The 24,311-nt window shown below is 35.0% G+C and carries 24 protein-coding genes and 1 tRNA gene; 8 read left to right on the forward strand and 17 right to left on the reverse strand.

All coding sequences use genetic code 11. The annotated features are described in order from the left end of the window. Nucleotides 1-89 precede the first annotated feature (89 nt). Nucleotides 90-1,367, forward strand: a complete 1,278-nt coding sequence (prf1, locus tag MHHB_RS00540) for a peptide chain release factor aRF-1 (RefSeq protein ID WP_394342763.1) — start codon at nucleotides 90-92, stop codon at nucleotides 1,365-1,367. Nucleotides 1,368-1,985: 618 nt separating this feature from the next. On the opposite strand, the gene MHHB_RS00545 is transcribed toward prf1, so the two are convergent. The 10 genes from MHHB_RS00545 to MHHB_RS00590 form a co-directional block, all read right to left on the reverse strand. Next, complete coding sequence (locus tag MHHB_RS00545; protein ID WP_131006673.1) at nucleotides 1,986-2,741, reverse strand: TatD family hydrolase; 756 nt, start codon at nucleotides 2,739-2,741, stop codon at nucleotides 1,986-1,988. 226 nt (nucleotides 2,742-2,967) lie between these two features. Then, complete coding sequence (locus MHHB_RS00550) at nucleotides 2,968-3,381, reverse strand: 4Fe-4S dicluster domain-containing protein (RefSeq protein ID WP_131006674.1); 414 nt, start codon at nucleotides 3,379-3,381, stop codon at nucleotides 2,968-2,970. 14 nt (nucleotides 3,382-3,395) lie between these two features. Further along, on the reverse strand, nucleotides 3,396-3,902 hold the full coding sequence (locus tag MHHB_RS00555) for a 4Fe-4S dicluster domain-containing protein (protein ID WP_131006675.1): 507 nt from the start codon (nucleotides 3,900-3,902) through the stop codon (nucleotides 3,396-3,398). A gap of 12 nt (nucleotides 3,903-3,914) precedes the next feature. After that, the gene (porB, locus tag MHHB_RS00560) at nucleotides 3,915-4,808 is read right to left on the reverse strand and encodes a pyruvate synthase subunit PorB (protein WP_131006676.1); all 894 of its coding nucleotides are present in this window, start codon (nucleotides 4,806-4,808) and stop codon (nucleotides 3,915-3,917) included. Nucleotides 4,809-4,819: 11 nt separating this feature from the next. Then, nucleotides 4,820-5,980, reverse strand: coding sequence for a pyruvate synthase subunit PorA (gene porA, locus MHHB_RS00565; RefSeq protein WP_131006677.1), 1,161 nt, complete (start codon nucleotides 5,978-5,980; stop codon nucleotides 4,820-4,822). 10 nt (nucleotides 5,981-5,990) lie between these two features. Continuing rightward, the gene (gene porD / locus MHHB_RS00570) at nucleotides 5,991-6,251 is read right to left on the reverse strand and encodes a pyruvate synthase subunit PorD (RefSeq protein WP_131006678.1); all 261 of its coding nucleotides are present in this window, start codon (nucleotides 6,249-6,251) and stop codon (nucleotides 5,991-5,993) included. Nucleotides 6,252-6,263: 12 nt separating this feature from the next. Next, on the reverse strand, nucleotides 6,264-6,794 hold the full coding sequence (locus MHHB_RS00575) for a pyruvate ferredoxin oxidoreductase subunit gamma (RefSeq protein ID WP_131006679.1): 531 nt from the start codon (nucleotides 6,792-6,794) through the stop codon (nucleotides 6,264-6,266). A gap of 155 nt (nucleotides 6,795-6,949) precedes the next feature. After that, on the reverse strand, nucleotides 6,950-7,654 hold the full coding sequence (locus MHHB_RS00580; protein ID WP_131006680.1) for a segregation and condensation protein A: 705 nt from the start codon (nucleotides 7,652-7,654) through the stop codon (nucleotides 6,950-6,952). An 18-nt stretch (nucleotides 7,655-7,672) separates the two neighbouring features. After that, nucleotides 7,673-8,269, reverse strand: coding sequence for a site-2 protease family protein (locus MHHB_RS00585; protein ID WP_192893782.1), 597 nt, complete (start codon nucleotides 8,267-8,269; stop codon nucleotides 7,673-7,675). A 247-nt stretch (nucleotides 8,270-8,516) separates the two neighbouring features. Then, on the reverse strand, nucleotides 8,517-9,836 hold the full coding sequence (locus MHHB_RS00590; protein ID WP_131006681.1) for a B12-binding domain-containing radical SAM protein: 1,320 nt from the start codon (nucleotides 9,834-9,836) through the stop codon (nucleotides 8,517-8,519). 98 nt (nucleotides 9,837-9,934) lie between these two features. Here MHHB_RS00590 and MHHB_RS00595 point away from each other — a divergent pair. Together MHHB_RS00595 and feoB are read left to right on the forward strand one after the other, a co-directional pair. Then, nucleotides 9,935-10,021 (forward strand) — tRNA-Ser (locus tag MHHB_RS00595). 104 nt (nucleotides 10,022-10,125) lie between these two features. Further along, nucleotides 10,126-12,084 (forward strand): ferrous iron transport protein B, encoded by a 1,959-nt coding sequence (gene feoB, locus MHHB_RS00600; protein WP_131006682.1) that lies wholly within the window; start codon nucleotides 10,126-10,128, stop codon nucleotides 12,082-12,084. A 793-nt stretch (nucleotides 12,085-12,877) separates the two neighbouring features. Here the strand turns inward: feoB and mvk are convergent. After that, entirely contained in the window at nucleotides 12,878-13,876 is a 999-nt protein-coding gene (gene mvk, locus MHHB_RS00605) for a mevalonate kinase (RefSeq protein WP_192893790.1), read from the reverse strand. Beyond that, entirely contained in the window at nucleotides 13,873-15,276 is a 1,404-nt protein-coding gene (gene selB / locus MHHB_RS00610) for a selenocysteine-specific translation elongation factor (RefSeq protein WP_229701892.1), read from the reverse strand. Before selB ends, mvk begins: the two co-directional genes overlap by 4 nt. Nucleotides 15,277-15,619: 343 nt before the next feature. On the opposite strand from selB, the gene MHHB_RS00615 reads away from it, so the two are divergent. After that, nucleotides 15,620-16,300 carry a HisA/HisF family protein gene (locus MHHB_RS00615; protein ID WP_131006684.1) on the forward strand — a complete coding sequence of 227 codons (681 nt, stop codon included), beginning with the start codon at nucleotides 15,620-15,622 and terminating at the stop codon, nucleotides 16,298-16,300. Between the two features lie 6 nt (nucleotides 16,301-16,306). Further along, nucleotides 16,307-16,876 carry a sulfopyruvate decarboxylase subunit beta gene (gene comE, locus MHHB_RS00620; RefSeq protein WP_131006685.1) on the forward strand — a complete coding sequence of 190 codons (570 nt, stop codon included), beginning with the start codon at nucleotides 16,307-16,309 and terminating at the stop codon, nucleotides 16,874-16,876. A gap of 249 nt (nucleotides 16,877-17,125) precedes the next feature. On the opposite strand, the gene hisD is transcribed toward comE, so the two are convergent. Together hisD and cgi121 are read right to left on the reverse strand one after the other, a co-directional pair. Next, nucleotides 17,126-18,418: a histidinol dehydrogenase gene (gene hisD, locus MHHB_RS00625; RefSeq protein WP_131006686.1), complete on the reverse strand. Its 1,293-nt coding sequence runs from the start codon at nucleotides 18,416-18,418 to the stop codon at nucleotides 17,126-17,128. Between the two features lie 4 nt (nucleotides 18,419-18,422). Further along, nucleotides 18,423-18,965 carry a KEOPS complex subunit Cgi121 gene (gene cgi121, locus MHHB_RS00630; protein WP_326830411.1) on the reverse strand — a complete coding sequence of 181 codons (543 nt, stop codon included), beginning with the start codon at nucleotides 18,963-18,965 and terminating at the stop codon, nucleotides 18,423-18,425. A 273-nt stretch (nucleotides 18,966-19,238) separates the two neighbouring features. On the opposite strand from cgi121, the gene MHHB_RS00635 reads away from it, so the two are divergent. Beyond that, nucleotides 19,239-19,790, forward strand: a complete 552-nt coding sequence (locus tag MHHB_RS00635) for an endonuclease dU (RefSeq protein WP_192893783.1) — start codon at nucleotides 19,239-19,241, stop codon at nucleotides 19,788-19,790. On the opposite strand, the gene MHHB_RS00640 is transcribed toward MHHB_RS00635, so the two are convergent. Then, nucleotides 19,787-20,419: an MBL fold metallo-hydrolase gene (locus MHHB_RS00640; RefSeq protein WP_131006687.1), complete on the reverse strand. Its 633-nt coding sequence runs from the start codon at nucleotides 20,417-20,419 to the stop codon at nucleotides 19,787-19,789. The two genes, MHHB_RS00635 and MHHB_RS00640, sit on opposite strands and share 4 nt — an antisense overlap. A gap of 150 nt (nucleotides 20,420-20,569) precedes the next feature. Here MHHB_RS00640 and MHHB_RS00645 point away from each other — a divergent pair, with 150 nt between their 5' ends. Both MHHB_RS00645 and MHHB_RS06475 read left to right on the forward strand, forming a co-directional pair. Then, complete coding sequence (locus MHHB_RS00645; protein WP_131006688.1) at nucleotides 20,570-21,520, forward strand: tyrosine--tRNA ligase; 951 nt, start codon at nucleotides 20,570-20,572, stop codon at nucleotides 21,518-21,520. Between the two features lie 218 nt (nucleotides 21,521-21,738). After that, nucleotides 21,739-21,915, forward strand: coding sequence for a hypothetical protein (locus MHHB_RS06475; RefSeq protein ID WP_192893784.1), 177 nt, complete (start codon nucleotides 21,739-21,741; stop codon nucleotides 21,913-21,915). Here MHHB_RS06475 and MHHB_RS00650 read toward each other — a convergent pair. Continuing rightward, nucleotides 21,912-23,000 (reverse strand): formate--phosphoribosylaminoimidazolecarboxamide ligase, encoded by a 1,089-nt coding sequence (locus MHHB_RS00650; RefSeq protein ID WP_131006689.1) that lies wholly within the window; start codon nucleotides 22,998-23,000, stop codon nucleotides 21,912-21,914. The two genes, MHHB_RS06475 and MHHB_RS00650, sit on opposite strands and share 4 nt — an antisense overlap. A 149-nt stretch (nucleotides 23,001-23,149) precedes the next feature. Then, the gene (locus MHHB_RS00655; protein ID WP_131006690.1) at nucleotides 23,150-24,208 is read right to left on the reverse strand and encodes a mechanosensitive ion channel family protein; all 1,059 of its coding nucleotides are present in this window, start codon (nucleotides 24,206-24,208) and stop codon (nucleotides 23,150-23,152) included. Nucleotides 24,209-24,311 lie beyond the last annotated feature (103 nt).

Raw genomic sequence — 24,311 nt, forward strand, 5'->3', positions numbered from 1 at the left:
ACCAGAAGACTAAAAGTTGTTTTTAACCTTAAAAACTAATAAATAATAATTATAACTTTTAAAATATTTCGAAGTTTTATAAAAAGAATATGGTGGTATCAATGGAGAGTAGTAAAAGAGAGAAAGATATTTACCTATTTAAAAAGGCTATTAAGGAGTTGAAAAGTAAAAAGGGAAAGGGTACTGAGTTAATTAGCCTCTATATACCGGCAAGGAGGAGGATATCTGATGTAGCTCAGTATCTAAGAGAGGAACTCTCCCAATCTTCCAACATCAAAAGTAAAACAACGAGGAAAAACGTCCAATCTGCAATTGAGGCAATTCTCCAAAGGTTAAAACTCCTAAAAGAACCTCTTGAGAAAGGAGTTATTATATTCTCAGGGATGGTTCCCAGAGGAGGGCCAGGGACTGAAAAGATGGAGACATATGTATTGGAACCACCTGAACCAATAAAGACGTTTATATACAGATGTGATTCTCAGTTCTACACAGAACCATTGGAGGAGTTCCTAGAGGAGAAAGATACATACGGTATTATACTTATAGATAGAAGTGAGGCTACAATTGGGATTGTTAAAGGTAAGAATATACAGATACTTAAGAGGCTAACTAGTGGGGTTCCTGGGAAGTTCAAGGCTGGTGGACAATCTGCAAGGAGATTGGAAAGGCTAATAGACGACGCTGCACATCAATTTATGAAAAGGGTAGGAGAGTATGCAAATGAGGAGTTTCTACCTCTGTTGAAGGAGAAGAAATTAAAGGGAATACTTATTGGAGGGCCAGGGAATACGAAGATCGAGTTTGTAAAGAAAGGATACCTCAACCATGAACTGAGGAAGATAATTATCGATACATTTGACATATGTTATACCGAGGAGTTTGGAATAAGGGAACTATTGGAAAAAGCTTCTGATGTTTTAAAGGACATAGAGTTAATAAAAGAGAAGGAAGTTATTCAGAGATTCTTTAAAGAACTTATAAAGGAAGATGGTGGTCTCGCAGCCTACGGTGAAAAGGAGGTTATGAGATATCTCCAGATGGGTGCCGTAGATACCCTCATCATCACTGATAATATCAATATGTCCAGAGTAACTGTAAAGTGTAACAACTGTAGTTACACCCAGGAGATAAATGTAAAAAACGATGAACTCCAAAAATTCGAAGAGAATCTTAAAACGAAATCCTGTCCACAGTGTGGTGGTATGTTGTATATCGCTGATAAAGAAGATATTATCGAGTACTTTGCCAAACTCTGTGAAGAGTCTGGAACAACCTTAAAGATTGTATCTACAGATACTGAAGAAGGTAGTCAGATATACAAGGCATTCAAAGGTATCGCCGCTATTTTGAGGTATAAAATAGACTAATTAGAATAATTAAATCTGGCTTCTTCTCTAAGGGCAAAGATCTCAATAAAATAATAAATAAAATAATAAGTGTTATAATAAATGAAAATTTATTTAGAGTAGATAAAAATTAAAAATAAAAATCTTAAAAGATTGTAGGGACAAACACATAAAATTAACCTGTTTAACGACGGTAATTCGCCCTTTTCAAATACTCGGAGAAAATTCGGGGAAGTGTAATATAACAGAAGTTTTATACCCTTTTATTTATAAACTTTTTATTATAGCCTTCAACAAACCTTTTAAACTAACAACTAACTGTTAAAAAGTAAAATTATAAAGAGAATGATTAAAATCAAAAATAAAAAATAAAAGGAGAGGCTATCCTTACCTTCGGATGTTCCTGGACACTTTTTTATTTATTAATACATAACATTTTTAAATAATAAAAATTAAAAAATTTTAATATCTAAATAAAGGTAATAACCAGATAAAAAAGTTAAATGACTCTTATTCCCCGAGCTATATCGAGTGCTAGAGAAATAGAGAGATTTCTGTAACCATCCTTCTTAGAAGTTTATTTTTAATTTTTTTATTTTTTTGTTATTCTTTGGCTTCTCCTTTTAATGGAACCTAAATTTATATATTAAAAAATCTTTTTGTATTGTTGTAGATTAACTTAACAACTTCCTTGTAACTATAACCTTCTTCCTTCTTTATACTGTATATCGCTTCTATGACCTTTATAACGTTGAGGGGCGTATTTTTTTTACCTTTAACAGGTGTGAGATAAGGACTGTCTGTCTCAACTAAGATGTTTTCAAGATCTAAATTCTTAACAAGATCTCTATGATGTGGAGAAATGCATATAAGTGTAGATATAGAGATGTAATGTCCATTCTCTATCAACTCCTTTGCAAGTTTTTCATCTCCACTGTAACAGTGGAACATGGATACTACCCGGTTGTTGATAATGTTGTAGCACTCCCTTTCCAATCCCCTTCCATGGACTACTAAAGGTTTATCTAACTCCTCAGAGATAGATATAAATCTCTCGAATATCTCCTTTTGACGAGGGAGATTTTCATCCTTTATATCTAAACCTACTTCCCCTACTGCGACTATATACTTTTCACAGTTTTTTACTATGTTGTAAACTTCTTTTATAACCTTCTCATCTGCTCTTACACTGTGGGGATGAAATCCCAGGGTAAGATAGATATCAGGATGTCTCTTTTTGATCTCTAAGGCTCTCTTACAACCCCCAATACCTACTCCACTTGTGACTATCTCTATATTTTTTTCTCTACAGGTGTTTATAACTTCTTCTCTATCTCTGTTGAATTTTTTATCTTCTAAATGGCAGTGGGCGTCAATGTATCTTATACCTTCCATTGTTTCGCCTATCAATAGATTTTCTATCCTTATCACTATTTTTTCTTCTTAGATTAACACACCTTCAAGAAAAGAGAATAAAAATAATAATAATCGTTTATAATAAAATATTTTCTAAACACTGAGATAAAGATTGGTAATTTTTATTATAAAAAAGAATATCCAACTGTGAAATTATAAAAAGTCCTTATTTAAAATTAGAAAGATTATATATAGGTATATAAAATTATATATAGGTATATATTCTCTTAAGTTTTGAAACCAGCCTCTCCCTCTTGCTTACTATGTTCTCTTCTCTGTACTGTAGTGCTCCAGTTGGGCATACGCTTTTACACATCTCTACATCGTACATGTAACATCCATGACATTTAAAGGCCTTTCCAGTGTTAGGATCTATCCTTATTATTCCAAAAGGACATGCATCCACACATAAACCACAGCCTATACACCTATCATTTACTACTACCTTGTCTTCTATCCACTCTATGGCTCCAACTGGACATACGTTGTAACAGGGAGCGTCCTCACAGTGCATACACTTTATAGGAGTTTTATCTATTACTACTATTCCATTTGTTGGACATACCCTTTCACAACTTTTACAACCTATACAGAGTTTGGCGTTAGGTATTAATTTCATCTTTCCACCTAAAATTACAGCTTAGTGTCAACCTTTGCGGCGATTGTTATCTTTGAGATCATAGAATTCTTTTTAAATTCTTTTTTCCTCAATTTATCCATAATCTCAAGGTTTTTACTTCTCTTTTCGAATATAATATCGTTTATATCTACTACCTCTAAGCACTTCTTGGGACAGGCCTTAACACAGGCGTACTCATTATTTCTCTCGATACAGAGGGAGCATTTATGGGCTATGTCTGTCATAGTTATGGCACCGAAGGGACAAGCTAAGGCACACAATCCACAGCCTATACACTTGGATCCATCTAAGTATATTATCTCTCCTCTCTTCTCGATAGCATCTACTGGACATACTTCTTTACATGGTGCAAGGGCACAGTGTTGACAGACTATAGGTAGGTATCTTCCTTTGTGTTCCATAATTCCTATTCTACTTACTCCTCCATGTACAGAAGCACATGCCTTAATACAGACACCACAGTTATTACATTCATCGTTAGTCATTATAATTTTTTTCATTTTTTTCCCTCCTTATTCCAATCCTAAGAGTTTGCATTTTTCATCTACGTATTTCTGGAGGATCTCAATATCTTCATCTGTTAGATGTCTGTACCTCTTCTGCATCCTTATATACTCCTTTAAAGGTTTCCTCTTTGTAGGTCTGTAGGTGATCCTGAACTCTCCGTATTCGATCTCGTAAAGTGGGAAGAAACCTGTCTCAACTGCCAACCTTCCTACTTCTATAGTATTTTCTGGGTTGTATCCCCATCCTACTGTACATGGCTGTAGTACATGGATAAAAGTAGGCCCTTCTATCTCACAGGCCTTTTTAATTTTCTTCATCAGATCCTCAGGATAACTGATACATGCAGTTGCAACGTATGGAATTCCATGAGCTGCTGCAATCATAGCCATATCTTTCTTAGGCCTGTCTTCTCCCTTACTCTTCTTTCCTGCAGGAGCAGTTGTTGCAGAGGCAAAGAGAGGCGTGGCACTACTCCTCTGGACTCCAGTGTTCATGTAGGCCTCGTTGTCATACATTATGTACACCATGTCATGTCCCCTCTCCAGTGCTCCACTTAGAGACTGGAAACCTATATCTGCAGTACCTCCATCTCCAGTTATTGCTACGACAGTTATCTTCCTATCCTTGAACTTACCTCTCTTTTTCAGTGCCTTTATCGCCTTCTCTATACCACTTGCCACAGCCCCTCCACATTCAAAGGCGGTATGTATCCAAGGTACCCTCCAGGCAGTCTCAGGATATGGGGTGGAGAATACCTCTAAACATCCTGTGGCACTTACTACTATTACATCCCTTCCAACAGTCTTCAAGACCATCCTGGCGAGAATAGAAGCACCACATCCTGCACATCCCCTGTGGCCAGGGGCAAATAACTCCTCTCTTGGAAATCTCTTATTCATAGTATCACCTATTATTCTTTAAGACCTATCCACTTAGTTTCTCCATCTTCAGATTCTTCGAGATGTTTAATTATCTCTTCTATATTTTGAAGGGTAATATCCCTCCCTCCCAAACCTACGATGTAGTTACATACCTTCTTGCCCTTCAATGTTGCCATTATCTCTATACCTAAGGCTCCCATGTTAAACCCTAATGAGATATTCTTATCTAACACTCCAACGTTCTCAGTTTCCTTTAACATCTCCTTTATATCCTCCTTTGGAAATGGTCTGTAGGTCCTAACTCTTAGGAGTCCTACGTTCTTCCCCTTCTCTTTAAGACTATCTATCACGTACTTTATAGTTCCACAGACACTACCCATAGCTACAAGTACAGTATCTGCATCTTCTAAGTTGTAGCCCTCTACTAAACCGTTCCCATACCTCCTGTTGAATATCTCATAGTATTCCTCATTTACCCTCTTTATTACTTTCTTAGCCTTTTCCATAGCATCACTTATTTGCTTCCTAGTTTCCATATAACATTCAGGTACTCCTACTGGTCCTTGGGTTATAGGTCTATCTGGATCTAGATAGGCATGTTTAGGCTCATAAACCCCCAGATAATCTCTAACCTTCTTCTCATCTGGTATGTGGACTGGTTCCACGGTATGGGTAAGTATAAACCCATCTATACATACCATAACTGGTAGTAGAACATCTTCATCCTCTGCAATTTTATAAGCCTGTATTATACTGTCAAGTGTTTCCTGGTTATCCTCTGCATAGATCTGTATCCATCCAGTATCCCTCTCAGATATAGAATCTTGATGATCACACCATATGTTTATAGGTGCTGAAAGTGCCCTGTTTGTATTGAGCATAACCACAGGTAACCTCATACCAGCAGCTATATACAACATCTCATGCATCAATGCTAATCCCTGAGATGCAGTTGCTGTAAATGTCCTTACTCCAGTTGCAGAAGCACCTATACAGGCAGCCATTGCCGAATGTTCACTCTCTGCTTTGATATATTCTGCATCCAATTCCCCATCTGCGATAAACTTAGCCAATACCTCAATACATTCACTCTGGGGAGTTATAGGATATGCTGCAATAACCTCCACCTTGGATAACTTTGCAGCTATAGCGGCTGCAGTGGTTCCAGTAATAACATCGACTCTCTCCATAATACACACCTTATTTCTCTTCCCTTACCTTAGTTATGGCGTTTGTAGGGCATTCCTTAGAACATATTAAACATCCTTTACAGTAGTCGTAGTTTATCCTGAAGTTTTCATTCTCATCCTCGTATATTGCCCCTTCTGGACAGAATATATAACATATCTCACACTTTACACACTTCTCAGTATTTAAGATAGGTCTAAAGGTCCTCCAGTTTCCGGTTTTATTTCTAGTTGTATTTCCAGGTTCGTATATAATAGCACCTATTGTAACCATACATTACACCTTTTACTTTTCTGAGATAATATTATACGCTACTTCTGCAGCTTTTGTGTTTTTCTCCCCAAGTTCTCCCCTAAATGTATCCAGTATCGCCCTTTTAAGGGAATCAAAAGATATCAACTTAGTGGCACCTACAAATGCTCCTAACATTGTGGTGTTAACTATAGGAACACCGAGAATATCCAAAGCTATCCCTGTGGCATCAATAGTGTATGTCTTAAAATCCAAGTCTAGATCATCTTTAGTTGTGTTTACAATCACTATTCCATCTTTCTTTAACCCCTCTACAACATTGACGGTATCTAAAAGTGTGGCATCCTGGACTACCACATAGTCTGGATTGTATACTTGGGATCTAACAATAATCTTCTTATGATCTATCCTAGTAAATGCCATAACTGGAGCTCCTCTTCTCTCAACACCAAAAAAAGGAAATCCTTGGGAGTATTTACCGTCGTAAAATGCAGCTTTTGCTAAAATTTTGGCGGCGGTAACTGCCCCCTGCCCACCTCTACCGTGAAATCTGATCTCTATCATAACCCCACCTCAAAAAAATTAATCATTATTAATCATTACAAAATAAGTAGTGGTATATAAATTTTTTTATTTTTCTACAATTGTCGAATTAAACTAACCCATCTTATAATAATTTAAATATTAAAATATATAACAATATAATAATATTAAATTAATTATAACCCTTTTAGTTTAGTATATACAGCTTTGTTGGTACTTTCTTCCTTGTACTTAACTACCATCTCTTTGAATACATCCTCCTGAAAGATCTCCACTTTACCTTCGTTTGCAAGATATAGGCAGGGTAAAAAGTTTTTAACTTTATCTCTCCTATCTGGAAACTTCTTCTGGAATACAATAACACCTTCTTTCCTTAGTTCTAAAATTAAATTCTCCATAAGTTTAGAGATATCGTATTTTTCCATTTCCTCTATAACTTCGTAAAGTGTATTCTCCGTTTTATCTTTTTTCTTTCTCCTATTCCTTTTCACCTTTATGAGTTCCAATTTTAGAGTATCTATTAGATCATCAACTGTAAACTGTTTTTTATCCTTCAGATGTTCATTATCTACACTGTTTTCCTTTTTTTGAGAGCTTTCATCGATATCTTCATAACTTCTACTATCTTCAAGAGAATTATCTTCAACATCATCATCCTCGAAGGTGTATTCACATTTCTCGTAAAGAATCTGGGACTTCATCCTCAGTAGTATCCCCCCAACTAATATAACATCTGCAGAGAGCCTTATATCGAATCTTTCAAGTTCTTTAAGTGTTTTTATGTACTCATCTGCTATCTTGGCAACGTTAATGTCCCAAGGGCCAATATTTCCCTTTTGAATACTCTCCTTAATTATTCTTACCCAAAGTTCAAACTCCATAATACCACAGTAATTACTTTAAAAAAATGCCCAATAAAATAGAGGTAATGCCACAATTGCCCATATTATAGGATTCCAAGATAACACCTTAAAGCCATCGAATGGAGGTACAGGTAGTAAGTTGAAGGCTGCCAGGTAGAGGTTTATATATACACCGAAATACAATATATGGGAGATAATGGTAAATGGAGGTAAGAAAATGGAAAATACAGAGAAAAGGATGGCTAAGAACACGTTGGACAGGGGACCTGAGAGGGCAATTATACCACTCTCTTCTGAAGTCAGATAATCTTTGAAGATATACACAGCCCCAGGGGCTATAAAGGTAAATCCTATTAGTATTTTTAGAATGAGTGCTATAGCTAATCCTTCAAACCATGCTCTAAATTCACTATAGGCTCCAAAATACCTTGCTACTGTCCTATGGGCCAATTCATGAAAGATAAAACTACTACCTACGATAAGTATAGCTATTATAAATCTATAGAGAAATACTGGATCATTAAATATATAAAACCCTCTTCCAGGCCATGCAAAGATTAAGGCTATTGCAACTGTAGAGATAACTAAATCTCTGATCTCATCGAGAGAAAAGTGGAAGATACTGTAATTCATACTATCACCAAATAATAAATAATTGTTATTATATATTGTTTATTTATTAAAATAAGGATTGAAACCTTATCAACAAAGAAGACAAGTGTATCTACCCTTAATTCCCTTGTATATGTAGTTTATATCACCAGTGAAATTATAGATGGTCTTCTATACTTCTTTTTTAATGGTTTATGATCATGAGAATTTTTATTGATATTTAATAATATTTTAACTACTATTATAATTATAATTGTAATTATTATATTCACTCCAATGCTCCTAAATATTTACTTAAAAGTCCTTTCTTCTTTAGATACTTAAGTAGTTGATTAGGTTTATTGTATTCTTTTATTAAGTTTCCAAGAGATGCATCTCCCCTGGAGAGAACGCACTGTATAACCATAGAGTTGAAATTCTCATAACTAACACGTACGCCATGTCTCTTCAGGGATTTTTCAATGTATTTAATAGTAGCTTTAGACTCCATATTAAATGGTTCTCTCTCAAATTCTGTACAGGGTTTTGGAATGAATGGGTTTATACTTATAGATACTTTCCTAAATTTCTTTTTAACATCCTTAGATAGACTTATTATCTCCTCTATATCCTCCTTCTCTTCTGTGGGCAATCCTACCATAAAATATAGTTTTATACCATCTATACCTTTCTCCTTTGCAACCTCCAGCGCCCTCTCTATATCTTCATTGGATATATCCTTTCCAATATAATCTCTCAACCTTTCACTTCCTGCCTCTGGTGCAATAGTTAGGGTTTTAATATCCAATACCTCTAATAGTTCTTCACTTACTGTATCTACCCTTAATGAAGAAGGAGATATTTGTATATTATACCTCTCCTTTATATACTTACATAAATCTACTATGTATTTATAATCTCCAACTGAAGGAGCTATAAGTGCCACCTTATCAGCATCTGTATGTTTCAGCCCTTCATCTACAAGATAGGTTAGATCCTCCAAACTTCTAAATCTAGGAGGGTAGTATATACTCCTAGCCATACAGAACTTACATCTCCTTGGACAGCCCCTGCCTATCTCCAGGAGATACGCCTTTCCATAGGCTCCTGATGGATGAGTAAATTGGTTTATTGGATAATCCTCAATGCCAAGTTTTTTGGGATACACTCTCTTTATACTTTTGAAGTTCTCTTTACTTTTACCGTGATACTCCGGGAAGTAGGTACCCTCTACATCTACCTCTCTGTTAATTAGACGGTACATAATATCAGTACTCTCGATCTCTCCTATTACAAATACATCGAAGAAATCACTTAGAGGTAGAGGATTACTCATACTACAGGGACCTCCCCCAATAAAGATAGCTTCTGGGTTCTTATTCTTAAGTTTCTCTACTATTTTCACTACGTTGAAGTAATCGTTCTCGTACTGTAGGGTGATAATTATAGCATCCCTGTTCTTTATCTGAGAGTAGTTCTCTAAGAAGTACATATCACAACGGATATCTCTATACTTATTTAGGTGATGGTGAAGGATATGCATAGCTAAGCAGGAAATTCCTCCTTTAAATTTATTAGGGTATATCAGTGCTACGTTCTTCATAGTAATACCTGATGGATATTAATATTTAGACATATGCAACCGAAAAATATATATAAGAATTATTTTATTTATTTACTTTTAGGATCTTGTTTTAGGACCTTAGAGCGGAGGTGGCCGAGCCTGGACTAAGGCGCCGGACTTGAAATCCGGTGGGGCTCTGCCCCGCAAGGGTTCAAATCCCTTCCTCCGCGCCTTTTTCTCTGAGTAGTTTGATAATGTTGATTTTTATAATACTTGATTTAACTTAAGTTAATAAATTTAACATAGATTAAATCAATGTTCTTACGGTGGTACAATGGGAGATGTAAAAACAGTTGCCTTAGCAGGTCAACCTAACGTTGGAAAGACAACGATATTCAACGAACTAACTGGAATGACCCAGTGTGTAGGTAACTGGCCAGGTGTAACTGTAGAGAAGAAAGAAGGTTCAATGATTTATAAAGGGATGAAGTTCAACATAGTCGATCTACCAGGAACCTACTCTCTAAAAGCAGACTCCTTAGATCAGAAGATAGCAAGGGATTTCATAATTGAAAATAAAGATGCTATTATTGTAGATATAATAGACACAAACAACCTTAGTAGAAACCTCTACTTAACACTGCAGTTGATAGAACTTGGGAGATCACCGATAATATGTTTAAACTTCATAGATGAGGCGGAGAAGTATGGTATCTCAGTAGATGATAAGAAACTTAGTGATAGATTAGGAGGGCTTCCAGTTGTAAAAACTTCAGGTAGGTACAAGATAGGCATAGAAGATTTAAAGGAGACAATACTAAATTACAAACCTATACCCTGTGAAATTAGATACTCTGAACTATTAGAGAATACCTTAGATAAGATCGTTGAAAAGTTGGAAAGATATTCCCTACCTACAGATGAGAAGTTTAAAGGAGTTCCAAAAAGATGGCTAGCTATATCCTTCCTCGAGAGTGATCCTGAGGTTTTAGAGTTATTTAAGAAGAATGAAGATCTTTTAAAGGAGGTAAAGAAAATAAAAGAAGAGTTGGAAAGAGAGCTAAGACATGATACAGAGAGTTATGTTGCCGAGGAAAGATATAAAAAAGTAGATGAGATACTGAAAGATATCTGGAAGGAGAACATAATATTCGATGATATAGACAAAATACTCCTTCACCCTGTCTACGGGATGATAATTTTTGCCATTGTTATGTATGTAACCTATAGTGTTGTTATAGGGTTAGGTAATATATGCATAGAATACATTAAGACATTTTTTGAGTATTTAGGAGTGTATGCAAGTAGGATAGTTCCAGAACCATTCACAGGAGTTGTGGTGGATGGGATAATCAAGGGAGTAGGGTCAGTACTTATCTTTTTCCCATATATAGCCTTTATGATGTTTTCTCTAACTCTATTGGAGAATTTTGGATATCTAACTAGGGTTTCAGCTCTCTTCCATAAGATAATGGCCAGAATGGGCCTTAGTGGAAGTTCTACAATACCTATTATAGTGAGTTTTGGATGTAACGTCCCGGGTATAATGGCTACTAGGATAATTTCTGATACTCTTAGGCGAATTAGTACCCTCCTTGTACTACCTCTTGTCCCATGTGCTGCCAGGTTTGAAGTAATTACATTTATGGCTGCTACGTTCTTTGAAAAGCATGTTGCTTTATTTGCAATGGGAATAGTGAGTATAACTCTCATCCTCTTAAGTCTAGTATCTTACGTTATTGGTAAGTATATAGTAAAAGGTAAGCCTGAAGAACCTATCTTCGAACTACCTCCCTACAGATTACCAGATTGGAATTATATTCTTAAAAGAACCTGGGTATATACAAAATACTTTCTAATAAAGGCAGGAACTGTGATATTGGCAGGTTCTATACTGTTCTATTACTTACTTTACTATCCAAGTGAAGAGAACTGTTACGGTATGATAGTGGGAAAGATATTAGAACCTATAACTCAACTTATGGGGATAGATTGGAGAGGGGCACTTGCACTACTCTCTGGAATCATTGCCAAAGAGTTGGTAGTATCTACCATGACGATGGCTTACGGTGGAATTCCTAACATAGTTGAATCACTAACTCCACTACAGGCCTTTGTCTTTACCTTAGTTACTGTATTATACATTCCATGTTTAGCTACAATAGCAACTTTATTCCATGAAACAGGAAAGAGTGTAAAATGGACTTTATTTGCAGTAGGGTATAACTTGACATTGGCTACATTGGTAGGCATAGTGGTATATAACATTGGACAGCTCTTAGGCTTTGCATAAAATAGGAGATGATACCTTATTAAAGAAATAAGGAGTGATATAAAAAACTCCATGATTTAGGTATTGTGCCTGGTACAAGAATAACTGTCATATCAAACGAGAAGAGAGAGATATAACGAGATCCATAATTGTAGAGTAGAAGCTGTTTGACCTTCTTTACTCTATAAAAGATGAAATTTTCAATCTTAATACTATTTTATATAATTGTTGAAATACAGAACTTTTTTAAATTAAAATTACCAGGAAGACTCGATAAAATAATAATAAATCAGTACTCGTAAATAAAATAATTATTAAATAAAATAATTATATTAATTATAAAAAATTAAACAAAAAAGATTAAAAAATAAAACCTTTTTATTCTAAAACATAATAATATATCTTCTCTACTTCTGAACATTGGAACGGAGGAACGGAGGGATTCTCTCTAATATCTTCTAACCATGTCTGTTGGAGATTCTCAATATCATGGGAATAATTTTTTATCATTATCCCAGTTTAGAAAACATCCCTCGGATAAGGAATATGGTTAATTTTTTTACTTTATTATCATTATTTTATTAGTTGTTTTTAAGATCAAGGTTATAAAAATTAATATATAACCAAAAAATAAAAATTTTAAAAAATGTTAAATATTTAATTAGACGGTAAGAAGTTAAAATACAACCTTTACTCTTTAGACCACATTATAACACTTTTTATTTTTTTATTATTTTTTTATTTATTATTTTATCGGGGATTTTTAATAGAAATATTTTTGGGTAATAACAATTATACAGTAAATAAATTCATTTTACCCCTTTTGATTTTCTGATTTCATGCCCACCTTACACTCAAATACATCTAAAACCTCCAATTCTTTTAGAGACTTCAACAGTTCTTCTCTTCTATCTTCATCTGTCAATATTATAACAATACCCCCACCACCTGCACCTGAGAGTTTTGCACCGTATCCGTATCTACTACCTAACTCTACAACCTTGTCTATCTTGCTGGTAGAAACTCCCAACTCCCTCAGTAGTTCATGATTTTTCACCATAAGACATCCCAACTCCTCCCATGTGGATACTTCCTCAACTTTATCCACTATTTTACCTATGGATCTAAAGATCTCTTCCTTTCTCGGATGTTCTGCAACCTCCTTAACAAGTTCAGCGGTTTTTTTCTTCCTCTTTTCGACATGGACCACTAAGAAATGGCAACCTTTAAGAAGTTTGTAGAGTTTAGTACCTTTCAAAACCTCGAAATCATTACTGTTTTTGATCTTCAAGACACTGTTGTAGATAACAGTTGCAGTATCTGTAATACTGGCCCTTCCCTGGACCTCTTTCTCTACTGAAAAACATATTTTACATAACTCTTTCTTTGGAATGGAGATGGCGTTGGTAGATAGAAAAGATTTTATCGTAGTAGCTACCACAGAAGCAGAAGATCCCAGCCCACAACTTATAGGGATATCGGAGGATATGTCTAACTTAAATGGTTTAAAATCTTCGTACCCCCTATCTTTTAAGTAATTTACTATGGATTTAATGGCGCAGAGGACGTATTTTACACCACTATTGTAATTCTTTAGATCTAATTTAGGGATATTCTCTATATCCAAGGTAAGAGATCTTCCTAAATCCTTAAGATTTATAACTATATCCTTCTCACTTTCAAAGATCTTCCCCCTGGTTCTTAGATCTACAGCCATGGAGATGGCACCGTAACCTTCAACTACAGCATGTTCTCCAAAGAGTATAACCTTAGAAGGTGCCTCAACTGTGCCCACAAATGCCCCTTTTATCATTTCCACCTTATCAACCTCCTTAGGATAACTTCATCCCTATTTTCCACCTCCTCATCAAATTCTGCCACTAAGTATCCCTTGGTTCCAAAGGTTCCTTTTATTCTTCCCTTAATATTTTTTTCAGGGATTACTACTTCATATCCAATGAATCTCTCAGCTTCTTCCTTAGAGTTAGCCAAACCTACGACAAGTATTCTATTTTTATCTATCTTAATCCTACCTCTCTTGAAGATCATTCTTTTAATATTCAACTCCTCAACTTTTCTAAAATCTACTATCTCACCTTTACCACATATCCTTAAGGTTGTAGGTGGTAGATCCAGCCTGGTTATAAGTATATCCTCTCCTATCTCTGCTACAGCCTTTTCCTCCAATTGAAATACACAGTAGCACTCCTCTCCTCCTTTAATCTCTCTTAAGATGATGTTTTCCATACTTCCATCTATTTCCATCTTCTTAAAAGGTATCATCCTTGCAGGTATTACCAACATCCCTATATTTAAATGTATTCTCATCCTAGGTTTCAAAGGATACTTAAATAGAGGAGATATTTTTATCCTTGCAACTATACTATCTACAACCTTTAACTTAGTATCTAGGGACGTTAGGACACATCCCCTAAACAACTCCTTTGAATCTACTCCCTGAACAGCCATCCCTATCCTATCCCCTGAATAAGCTTCATCCACATTCTCCTTACATTTCTGAATACTTTTAACCTTTACAGTACTATTCAGTGGTAGTATCTTTAACTCATCCCCTACTTTCACCTTTCCTCTAAGTACAGTACCTGTGATAACTGTACCGATACCTTTTATTGGAAATGCATGATCTATGGGCATTTTAAAGTAGTCTTCAGTGTTCCTTACTATTTCCATTTTATCTAGCATTTCCCTTATAGTATCTTTTAACACCTCTATCCCAATACCTTCCTTTGCAGATATCTTGAGAATTTTACTTCCCTTTAAATTCTCCGTTGAGCTGAGTATAGCCTTCATGAACTCTTCAGTTCTTTTAACTTCTTCCTCGGAAGCGATATCTATTTTGTTTATAACTACTATAGTAGGTATGTTGAAGTAGTCCAGTATTAGGAGGTGTTCTCCAGTTTGGGTTTTTGGCCCTTCTTTAGCATCCACTACCAAAAGAGCTAGATCTATGATCTCGGCAGCACCAACTACCGCCCTTATGAGATCTGCATGCCCAGGAGCATCTACTAAAGTAACTAGATAATTCTTCAATTTAAAGAAGGAGAAACCAAGATCTATGGTAATGCCCCTTCTCTTAGATTCTGGTAATCTATCTAAGGAAGATGTTGAAGGTATCTCTGTTAGGATCTTTGCCAAGGTTGTCTTCCCATGGTCTATATGTCCAAATATACCTACGTTTATATTCTTCACCATTGATATCACCATAATTCTTTATAGTACTTCTATCTGGTGATTGATTAAAAAATACTTAAGTTCCTAATAGGAATCGTGATAAAAATTAATAATTATAAGAATAAAAAAATAAAGATAAATAAATCAAAAAACAGACATTCTTAAAATACCTAAACACTGAAAAAGAAATACCTTGAGAGATAAGTATGGATTTTATTCCCCTTTTTATGGTAATTTATTATTTTATTTTTCTATTCTATCATAAATATATAAGGCTTTTATTTATTTTTTAAATTGTTACTTTTAGTAGCTATCAATAATCATTGTACACAATGTTATATTAATTATTTACAGGGGAGATATTATGGAGATTATCCCAGTATTGGATATAATGAGTGGTATAGCAGTTTGTGGTAGAGGTGGAGATAGGAAAAACTACAGGCCCTTAAAAACAGTTTTATGCAACTCATCAGACCCTCTGGAGGTGGCAAGAAGATACAGAAGGGAAGGGGCAGAAAAGATATATATTGCAGACTTAGATGCTATAACGAAGAAGGGCAACAACTTCTGTATAATAAAGAGTATAGAGGGATACAAAATTTTAGATGGGGGTATTACCTCGAAGTTGGAACTGGAAAATCTTAGATCTTTAAATATATGTGATAAGGTCGTTGTAGGAACAGAAACCTTAAGAGATTTAGATCTGTTAAATGAAGACATAATACTTAGTTTAGACTTTAAGAATGGCGAGTTGTTAAGTCCCATAAACTATACCTTAGAAGAGATCTTAGATAGATTAAATAGCTCTATACCTTTAATAATACTGGATATATCTTCTGTAGGTACCCAAAGAGGTATAAATTGGAATCTGGTGGAAGAAGTTATGAAGAAGGTGGAAAATCCTATATACGTTGGTGGTGGGGTAAGAGATGAGAAAGATCTTAAAAGATGCTACGATATGGGTATTCAGGGCGTACTTATAGGCACTGGGATACACAGGGGCACTTTAAATCTAAGGGAGATAATTGAGAGATATAGGGATTAAGGTGGTATGTTGCTAAGAAGAATAGATGCAATAAGGATACTTATGGAATATATAAGAGATGAAATAGTAGTCTGTAATATAGGATTTCCCAGTAGGGAGTTATACCATATAAAAGATAGACCGGAGAACTTCTACATGTTAGGATCTATGGGTCTCTGTTCTTCTATAGGCTTAGGTTTAGCTCTATCCCTGAATAAGAAGGTAATAGCTATAGAAGGGGATGGATCTCTACTTATGAACTTAGGTGCCTTATCTACCATAGGCTATACACAGCCAAATAACTTTATGCTCTATATTATAGATAACTCAGCCTATGGTTCTACAGGTAATCAAAAAACACATACAGTAAATACCAGTCTATGTGGAATAGCAAGGGCCTGTGGAATAGATGCTGTGGAGGTATCCCAGGAAGAAAATCTAAGAAGAATAATAGAAGAAGCTCTCAATGATAACAAAACTAAGGTTATAGTAGTTAAGGTGGAACCCTACAACGAGAAGGTTGAGAACGTCCCCCTACATCCTATGTATATAAAATTCAGATTTATGGAGAGTATTAAACGCCATAGAAAAAGCTAAGAATAAAGTTAAAATTTTCTGCCTATTTATCTTTTAGTATTTTTAGGTAAAGAAAGGGAAAAAAATCTACAGTGGTAGGAGATATCACTATCTATCTCTAAAATATTAATGAAGTTCGTAATGGTAGATTTACTCTCAAAAAAGTAAGATTTTAAAAATAAAAAAACTCTTATCCCAAATATAAAATTTTAAAATTTTCTGGTAAAAACTGTTGACATTACCGTATTTTCGGTTTATTATTATACCATTTCATAAATCTATCTTATCTTGTAGTCTTATCTTAACAGTTTTGGCATGATTGTGTAGTCCCTCGATCTCTGCAAGGGTTATAACAGTCTCAGATATACATTCCAATCCTTCTTTACTAAGTTCCTGTATTGAAATCTTCTTTAAAAAGTAATCTACACTTAAACCTGAGTATATCCTTGAGCAACCTCCAGTTGGTAGGACGTGGTTTGTTCCAGTAGCATAGTCCCCAACAGGTACTGGTGTGTACTCCCCAAGGAATACACTCCCTGCATTCTCGATATATTTGAGAATCTCTCTGGGATTTTCAGTGATGATCTCTAAATGTTCAGGAGCGTACTCGTTGGAGAATTCAATACACTCCGTAATATCTCCGTAGAGTATAGCCATATTTTTAAGGGATCTCTCTAAGATATTCCTACGTTCTGTATTCTTCATCAACTCTAAAATCTTATTCTTTATAGAAATAGCCTTCTCCCTGGAAGTGGTAAGTAATATACAGGAGGAGTTGGGATCGTGCTCTCCCTGGGCTAGGAGATCCATAGCGACATACTCATCTTTTGCCTCTTCATCGCATATTATCAACACCTCAGAAGGTCCTGCAGGGAAGTCTATCTTCACCTCACTACCACTTACCAACATCTTTGCACATGTTACATATATATTTCCAGGTCCAACTATTATATCCACTTTAGGTATTGTTTCAGTACCGTAGGCTAAGGCCCCTATAGCCTGGGCACCTCCTACTTTATATATCTCATCTGCCCCTGCAATATGGGAAGCCACTAGAGTAACAGGGTTTATCCCCTTTCCATAAGGTGGAGATACAACCACTACCCTTTTAACTCCTGCTACTTTGGCAGGTACAACAGTCATAAGTACAGTAGAAGGATAAAACGCCCTTCCTCCAGGTACATAACACCCTGCACTCCTTACAGGCCTTACTATCTGTCCAGTTTTTATTCCATCTTTTTCAATCTCCCATTCTTTAATGCTTTCTAACTGTATCTCGTGGAACCTCTTTATATTTTCGTACGCCCTCTCTATGGCAGATACAACCTTATAATCTACTTTCTCGTACGCCTCTTCTATCTCTTCTTTATAAACCTTAAAGTCCTCAATATCTACTCTATCAAACTTCTTAGTGTATTCCCTTAAAGCTTCATCCCCCCTATTTTTAACGTTGTCAAGTATCTCCTTAACTGTTGGTATTATTTCCTCTAGGTTCATCTTATTTCTATTTATTATACTGTATTTTTCCTCTTCTGTTAATTCCTTAATTCCCTTAACTATCATACTATCACTTTATTATCTCCATAACACTTATCTTCTCACAAACTCTTTTAATAATATCTTCCTCATTTTTGAAGTACTCTTCTTTAATGTTGTATATTTTTCTAATCTTCTCCAACTTTTCAGGGCTTAGGTCCAATACAGAGTTATCTATCCTTCCACCTGTATGTTTTAATATCTCCCTCAATGTACTTTCATCTTGACATACTATGCAGATATTTCTTCCCTCTCCAGTTTTCACTCCTATCATCTCTATGGCGGTAGATATCTGTCTCTGTGCAGAAGCCCTTACAAGGATCTCCATCCAGAAACTGTTTGTAATAGGTTCTTTAGACTTCACCTGATTTATAACATGTAGAATGTGTTTTTCTGTTGCTATAACTTCTCCGTTTAATATTTGAAAGGGGAGATCCAATTTAAATATATCTTCCTTTATAACACAGTCCCTCACACCTACGACTATCATAGTTATCACAATCCTAGTTCTATCAGAGTGGTATCTTCTAACCCCATTAGTATATATAGAATCGCTGTCCTTTGATGAATCCATATAATCAATGTTATTTGAAGATCTATTTCATCTCTTAAGTGTTCAGGATATTCAAGGAGAATATTTAAAATTTTACATTTATTTGTGTTTTAAAGATCTTATGATTTTTAACAATCTTCTTTGTACTATTATTATTTTATAATTAAATTTATTTAATTCTATTTTGAAATTTATTATTTTATTTAAAACACCCTAGATGAACTGTTGGTTAGTGTAAACAGCTGTAATACACATACTTATATTTTTATAATAAATTGATCATAAGATGTATATATGGTGCATATTAAGGACGAAATAGGAGTGTTAGGAATAGATGATGGACCTTTCAACAAGGGAAGTAAAATAGTAATTCTGATAGGTACTTACTTCAGAGGCAATAAGATATTAGATGGCGTTTATTTTAAAAGGATTAAAAAGGACGGTATGGATTCTACGGAAAAGATTGTTGAAATTGTAAAAGGAAAACATAGGAAAAAGATAAATGTAATTTTTTTAGATGGTATAACTTTTGGAGGTTTTAACATTGCTGACATTCATGAGATATACGAGAAAACTAACATCCCAGTAGTCGCCATAATGAACAACCTACCAGACTATGGGAAGATAGAGAAAGTTTTAATGAAATACTTTAAGGACTACGAAGACAGAATATCTATATTAAGATCTATGCCAAAACCTGAGAGATTTGAAGATATATATGTCCAGTATGTAGGAATAGAGAGAGAAACCCTGGAATTGATTATTAAAAAGACTAGATTGAGAAGTAAGGTTCCCGAGTGTTTAAGGGTTTCTCATATCATAGGAAGGGGATTTCTCCACCTCTAAAATTCCAATCTTAGTAGTAGGGATTTTACATCTAAGTTGTGAGTATGAGCATCTTCTCCGTGTCCAGGTAGTATCTTAGATATACCTTTCTCTTGAATTATTCTGTGGAGTTTTAAGATTGAAGATTTTAACTCCTCTAAGTTTCCAGTGGGAAAATCCCATCTACCTACACTATAGGCAAATAGAGTATCTCCCGTTATCATATAGTTACCACATATTAGAGAGATACTACCCTTTGTATGCCCAGGAGTTTCTACAACTTCAATATTACATCTTTTTAACTCATCTAATACTTCCTCTAAAGGTATCACCTCCTTTGGTGGGATCATCTTACTGTTAAAGAGCGAAGAGAGTGTAATATCACTACCTCTCTTTAATACCTCTACCTCTTCGTTGTGAATTATAACTGGCACATGGAAGTATTCCTGGTAGAGGTAGTCCCCTCCTGTATGATCATAATGACAATGCGTATTTATTATAAAGTCTATATCCTTTACGATATTTTCTATTTTCTCCAAAGTAGGAAAAAAGCCTTCTGGCATTCCGGGATCCACAAGGATATTTTTTCTACCTACTATAAGATACTTGTTGCACTCGTATCCTTTTCCCTCTATTTTATATACTCTCATGCTATCTCTTCATTATTTTTTTATCTTTTTTATCATAATTTTTTAATTTCAGAATAAAATATGGACATAATTATATACTTGGCAACAATTGTTATAAAAATTATAATAATAAGGAGGATCTAAAATATTAAAAAAATAAAGAGGGTAATTATGGTAGATAAAGGAGATATAATAGAAAAAATAGCAAAAAACACTGTCGAGATAGTAACTGTTGAAGAGTTGAAAAAAATCTTAGAGAAACAAGATAAAAAAGCCTATATCGGATTTGAACCCAGTGGTAGAATACACCTGGGCCACTATCTACAGATTAAGAAGATGATAGATCTACAGAATGCAGGTTTTGAGATAGTAATCTTACTGGCTGATCTCCATGCCTACCTTAATCAGAAAGGTAGTATGGAGAAGATACACCAGTTGGCAGAAGAAAACATAAGAGTATTTAAGGCTATGGGATTATCTACTGCAAAGTATATCTACGGTAGTGAGTTTCAGTTAGAGAGAGATTACACATTAGACGTCCATAGAATAGCTCTAAAAACTACCTTAAAAAGGGCTAGGAGGAGTATGGAGTTGATAGCAAGGGAAGAAGAGAATCCCAAGGTTGCAGAAGTGATATATCCGTTAATGCAGGTAAACGACATAAAACACTTAAAGGTAGATGTGGCAGTTGGTGGTATGGAACAGAGAAAGATTCATATGTTAGCAAGGGAAGTACTACCATCCGTAGGGTGGAAGTCTCCAGTTTGTATTCACAACCCTGTACTCACAGGTTTAGATGGAAAGGGAAAAATGTCTTCCTCTAAGAATAACTTTATAGCAGTAGATGACGACCCAGATACTATTAGATCCAAAATAAAGAAGGCTTACTGTCCTATAGGTGTTGTAGAAGGGAATCCTATATTAGAGATGGCAAAATACTTCTTAGAGTATCCACTAACTGTGGAAAGACCTGAAAAATTTGGAGGAAATATTTACGTTGAAAACTATAATATGTTGGAGAAGTTATATAGGGAGAAAGATATTCACCCGATGGATCTAAAGAACACTGTTGCAGAAAAGATTATTGAGATACTTACTCCCATCAGGGAAAAGGTGGAATAAAATTAAATACTCAAAAGAGTGTAGCAGGAGGTATGAGTTTATTTATCCTTATTATATCCATGGGTAAGTGGATTTATACTTTTTGATTTTTATCATAATTAATATTTAGTTTAGTAACCTGTCTAATTGGGAAGATCTTCTCATTTCCCCAACAATTATTTTTAAATAGTTAATAAATAATAAGATATAATAATTATACCAACTTCAATGGGATACCTATGGAAGAAGACAGAAAAATCAGAAAGTTACTTCACATCTTAAAACATACGGAGGAACACTTAGAAGAATTAATAAAATACATCGAGGAGTGTAATTACAACTCTGAACCCTATAAAACCATATACAACAAGTTAAAAGAAGAAAATGATAAATTAAGGGAAAAACTTAAAGGTTAAGATATCACTCTATCTATCATATCCATCTCCAAAGCCAACCTTATCTCCCTTGCTATCCTCTGGCCCATACTTAGGGGCTCTCCATGGTAGAGGAAAGAGTAAGGACTTCCATTCATAAATGAGTTTGTTCCCCCGTCTATTCTTGCACTCATCTCAAATACTATTAATTCCAAGTTTTCATTACACAGTGTCTGGAGACAGAAGGGCCCTATCATACCTGGAGGTACTATCTCCTTTGATTTTGCTACCAATCTATCTCCCATTTCAAAGACTTGAGGAAGAAGACTCTCCCTAATAACCACTGGGATATTACCTGTAATTACATAGGAAGGTTCTATATCCAATTCCAACTGATCCCTTGCTGGGATCCTAACTAACCCGTCAATATTGCTCTCATACCTACGATCTATACCCATAAGTTCCACTGTATCTTTAAGGGGGGAATAGAAGTAGTGAAGACAGAAGTTCGTCCCAACAACGTACTCTTCTATATGAACATTCTCCACATCTTGCTGAGAAATTACTCCCTTCTCTTTTAGTGTATTTATCTTTCTCCTAAACTCCTCCTCAGATGTGCAGATGAAGTATCCCCTTCCACCTCTTGCCCCTGGGAATTTAACTATCACTGGGGTATCTATCTCCTCTGGACTGTTGTATTTTCTTGGAATCCTTAAACCACTCTCCCTTAGGAGTTTCCCCTCGAGATCTCTCTGAGATTCCCATCTAAGTATCTTTCTATTCCCAAAGATAGGTACCTGAAACTCCTCCTCCACCTTATCCAGTCCACAGTATGCGATAAAGGAACCATGAGGTATTACTATAGTATTCATCTCTCTTAACGTCTCCTGTATTTCGTCCTTAGAAATATCTGAAAACCTGTCTACATACACAAACTTATCTGCTACCTTGAATCTCTTATAGGGAATATCCCTGTCTTTAGTGGTAATTACTACAGTGGAGAAACCTTCCAACTTAGCACCTTTAAGTATATGGAGGGAAGTATGACTCCCCAAAGTGGCTATAGTGATCTCATCTCTGTTGTATTCGTCGAATATTTCCAAGATCTCCCCTTTAGAGATTACCATTTTTTCACCTACGGTATATCGATCTTTGACAGAAATTTTTAGTATTCAGAAACATCAAATTTTTAGTTTTTATTATTTTAATCAATTTTTAATAATTTTATTTTTCAGTTAATTTTATTATCGATATAATTAATAATTTTAATTGTCTTTTAATCTCTCCTGATGTAGATAGTCTCTGTTGGGAATGCCATCTCTATACTTTCTCTGTCAAACGCCTCCTTGATTTTAAAGTTTATCTCATCTATGGTGTTGAGGTAGTAGTCAAATCCAAAGTTTCTTACGAAATACTCCACCCTGATATCCAGGGAGTATGTGTTGAACCTGTAAAAGGTTATCCTTATAGGAGGTAATGTACCAGGATGATTTTCTATTATCTCTCTGATGATCTCCTTTGCCTTCTTTATCTTTTCCACTGGTGTATCGTAGGTCAATCCAATATATACAAGTACCCTCCTCTTCCTCATCTCGGAGAAGTTTTCAATATTTACATTTACAAGGTTAGTATTTGGCACTACTATTAGGGAATCGTCAAAGGTCCTTATTTTTGTACTCCTTACTCCTATATCTTCAACTATTCCCTCTCCACCTTCAAACTTTATCCAATCCTTTATCTTGAAGGGTTTATCTACAAATATAAGAATACCTGCGATAAAGTTTTTAATAGTATCTTGGGCTGCCAATGCAACTGCCAAACCACCAATACCTAAACCTGCAAGAAGTGCTGTTATGTCATAACCTATCGTCTTTAATGCTGTAAGTATTCCAAGTATCACTATAAGTATCTTTAACAATTTCCTAAGTGGAGATATTAGTTGATCGTCAAATTTAGTCTCTGAGGCTTCTACTATGGGCTGGATGTAGTATTCCACTATATCATCTAAGAGATTCAGTGCAAACCATGTGGAACATAGGATAATAACAACTTTAATAGAGTTGTCTAAGATGGTGTGTAGATTGTCTGGAAGTGTTAAAAACTTAAGTCCAAGGTATATAGATGCTGCAAGTATAAATATCATTCCAGGAAATTCAGCGGCATCTAAGAGAATGTCATCAAATTTTATCCTGGATTTATTTACTAGATCCCTTAAAAATCTCTTAATAACATACCTGTATAACTTCATTAACAGGATTCCAAGGATAACAAAGAGTGAAAACGATATATACTGGTAGAGTGTATTTTTAAATATCAACGTATTTAGGATATCCATTACAATCCCCATGTATTGGTGTAAATAACAAAAATAATTAACAGTTTAAACTGTATTATAATAAATTAAACTGTATTATAATAAAAATAATATGGTAAAGACT

This window comes from Methanofervidicoccus abyssi (assembly GCF_004310395.1).
Lineage (GTDB): Archaea > AGJL01 > Methanococci > Methanococcales > Methanococcaceae > Methanofervidicoccus > Methanofervidicoccus abyssi.

Coding starts and splice junctions, on each gene's coding strand:
- prf1 (WP_394342763.1), top strand. CDS start 90: ATGGTGGTATCAATGGAGAGTAGTAAAAGAGAGAAAGATATTTACCTA.
- MHHB_RS00545 (WP_131006673.1), bottom strand. CDS start 2,741: ATGGAAGGTATAAGATACATTGACGCCCACTGCCATTTAGAAGATAAA.
- MHHB_RS00550 (WP_131006674.1), bottom strand. CDS start 3,381: ATGAAATTAATACCTAACGCCAAACTCTGTATAGGTTGTAAAAGTTGT.
- MHHB_RS00555 (WP_131006675.1), bottom strand. CDS start 3,902: ATGAAAAAAATTATAATGACTAACGATGAATGTAATAACTGTGGTGTC.
- porB (WP_131006676.1), bottom strand. CDS start 4,808: ATGAATAAGAGATTTCCAAGAGAGGAGTTATTTGCCCCTGGCCACAGG.
- porA (WP_131006677.1), bottom strand. CDS start 5,980: ATGGAGAGAGTCGATGTTATTACTGGAACCACTGCAGCCGCTATAGCT.
- porD (WP_131006678.1), bottom strand. CDS start 6,251: ATGGTTACAATAGGTGCTATTATATACGAACCTGGAAATACAACTAGA.
- MHHB_RS00575 (WP_131006679.1), bottom strand. CDS start 6,794: ATGATAGAGATCAGATTTCACGGTAGAGGTGGGCAGGGGGCAGTTACC.
- MHHB_RS00580 (WP_131006680.1), bottom strand. CDS start 7,654: ATGGAGTTTGAACTTTGGGTAAGAATAATTAAGGAGAGTATTCAAAAG.
- MHHB_RS00585 (WP_192893782.1), bottom strand. CDS start 8,269: ATGAATTACAGTATCTTCCACTTTTCTCTCGATGAGATCAGAGATTTA.
- feoB (WP_131006682.1), top strand. CDS start 10,126: ATGGGAGATGTAAAAACAGTTGCCTTAGCAGGTCAACCTAACGTTGGA.
- mvk (WP_192893790.1), bottom strand. CDS start 13,876: ATGATAAAAGGGGCATTTGTGGGCACAGTTGAGGCACCTTCTAAGGTT.
- selB (WP_229701892.1), bottom strand. CDS start 15,276: ATGGTGAAGAATATAAACGTAGGTATATTTGGACATATAGACCATGGG.
- MHHB_RS00615 (WP_131006684.1), top strand. CDS start 15,620: ATGGAGATTATCCCAGTATTGGATATAATGAGTGGTATAGCAGTTTGT.
- comE (WP_131006685.1), top strand. CDS start 16,307: ATGTTGCTAAGAAGAATAGATGCAATAAGGATACTTATGGAATATATA.
- hisD (WP_131006686.1), bottom strand. CDS start 18,418: ATGATAGTTAAGGGAATTAAGGAATTAACAGAAGAGGAAAAATACAGT.
- cgi121 (WP_326830411.1), bottom strand. CDS start 18,965: ATGGATTCATCAAAGGACAGCGATTCTATATATACTAATGGGGTTAGA.
- MHHB_RS00635 (WP_192893783.1), top strand. CDS start 19,239: ATGGTGCATATTAAGGACGAAATAGGAGTGTTAGGAATAGATGATGGA.
- MHHB_RS00640 (WP_131006687.1), bottom strand. CDS start 20,419: ATGAGAGTATATAAAATAGAGGGAAAAGGATACGAGTGCAACAAGTAT.
- MHHB_RS00645 (WP_131006688.1), top strand. CDS start 20,570: ATGGTAGATAAAGGAGATATAATAGAAAAAATAGCAAAAAACACTGTC.
- MHHB_RS06475 (WP_192893784.1), top strand. CDS start 21,739: ATGGAAGAAGACAGAAAAATCAGAAAGTTACTTCACATCTTAAAACAT.
- MHHB_RS00650 (WP_131006689.1), bottom strand. CDS start 23,000: ATGGTAATCTCTAAAGGGGAGATCTTGGAAATATTCGACGAATACAAC.
- MHHB_RS00655 (WP_131006690.1), bottom strand. CDS start 24,208: ATGGATATCCTAAATACGTTGATATTTAAAAATACACTCTACCAGTAT.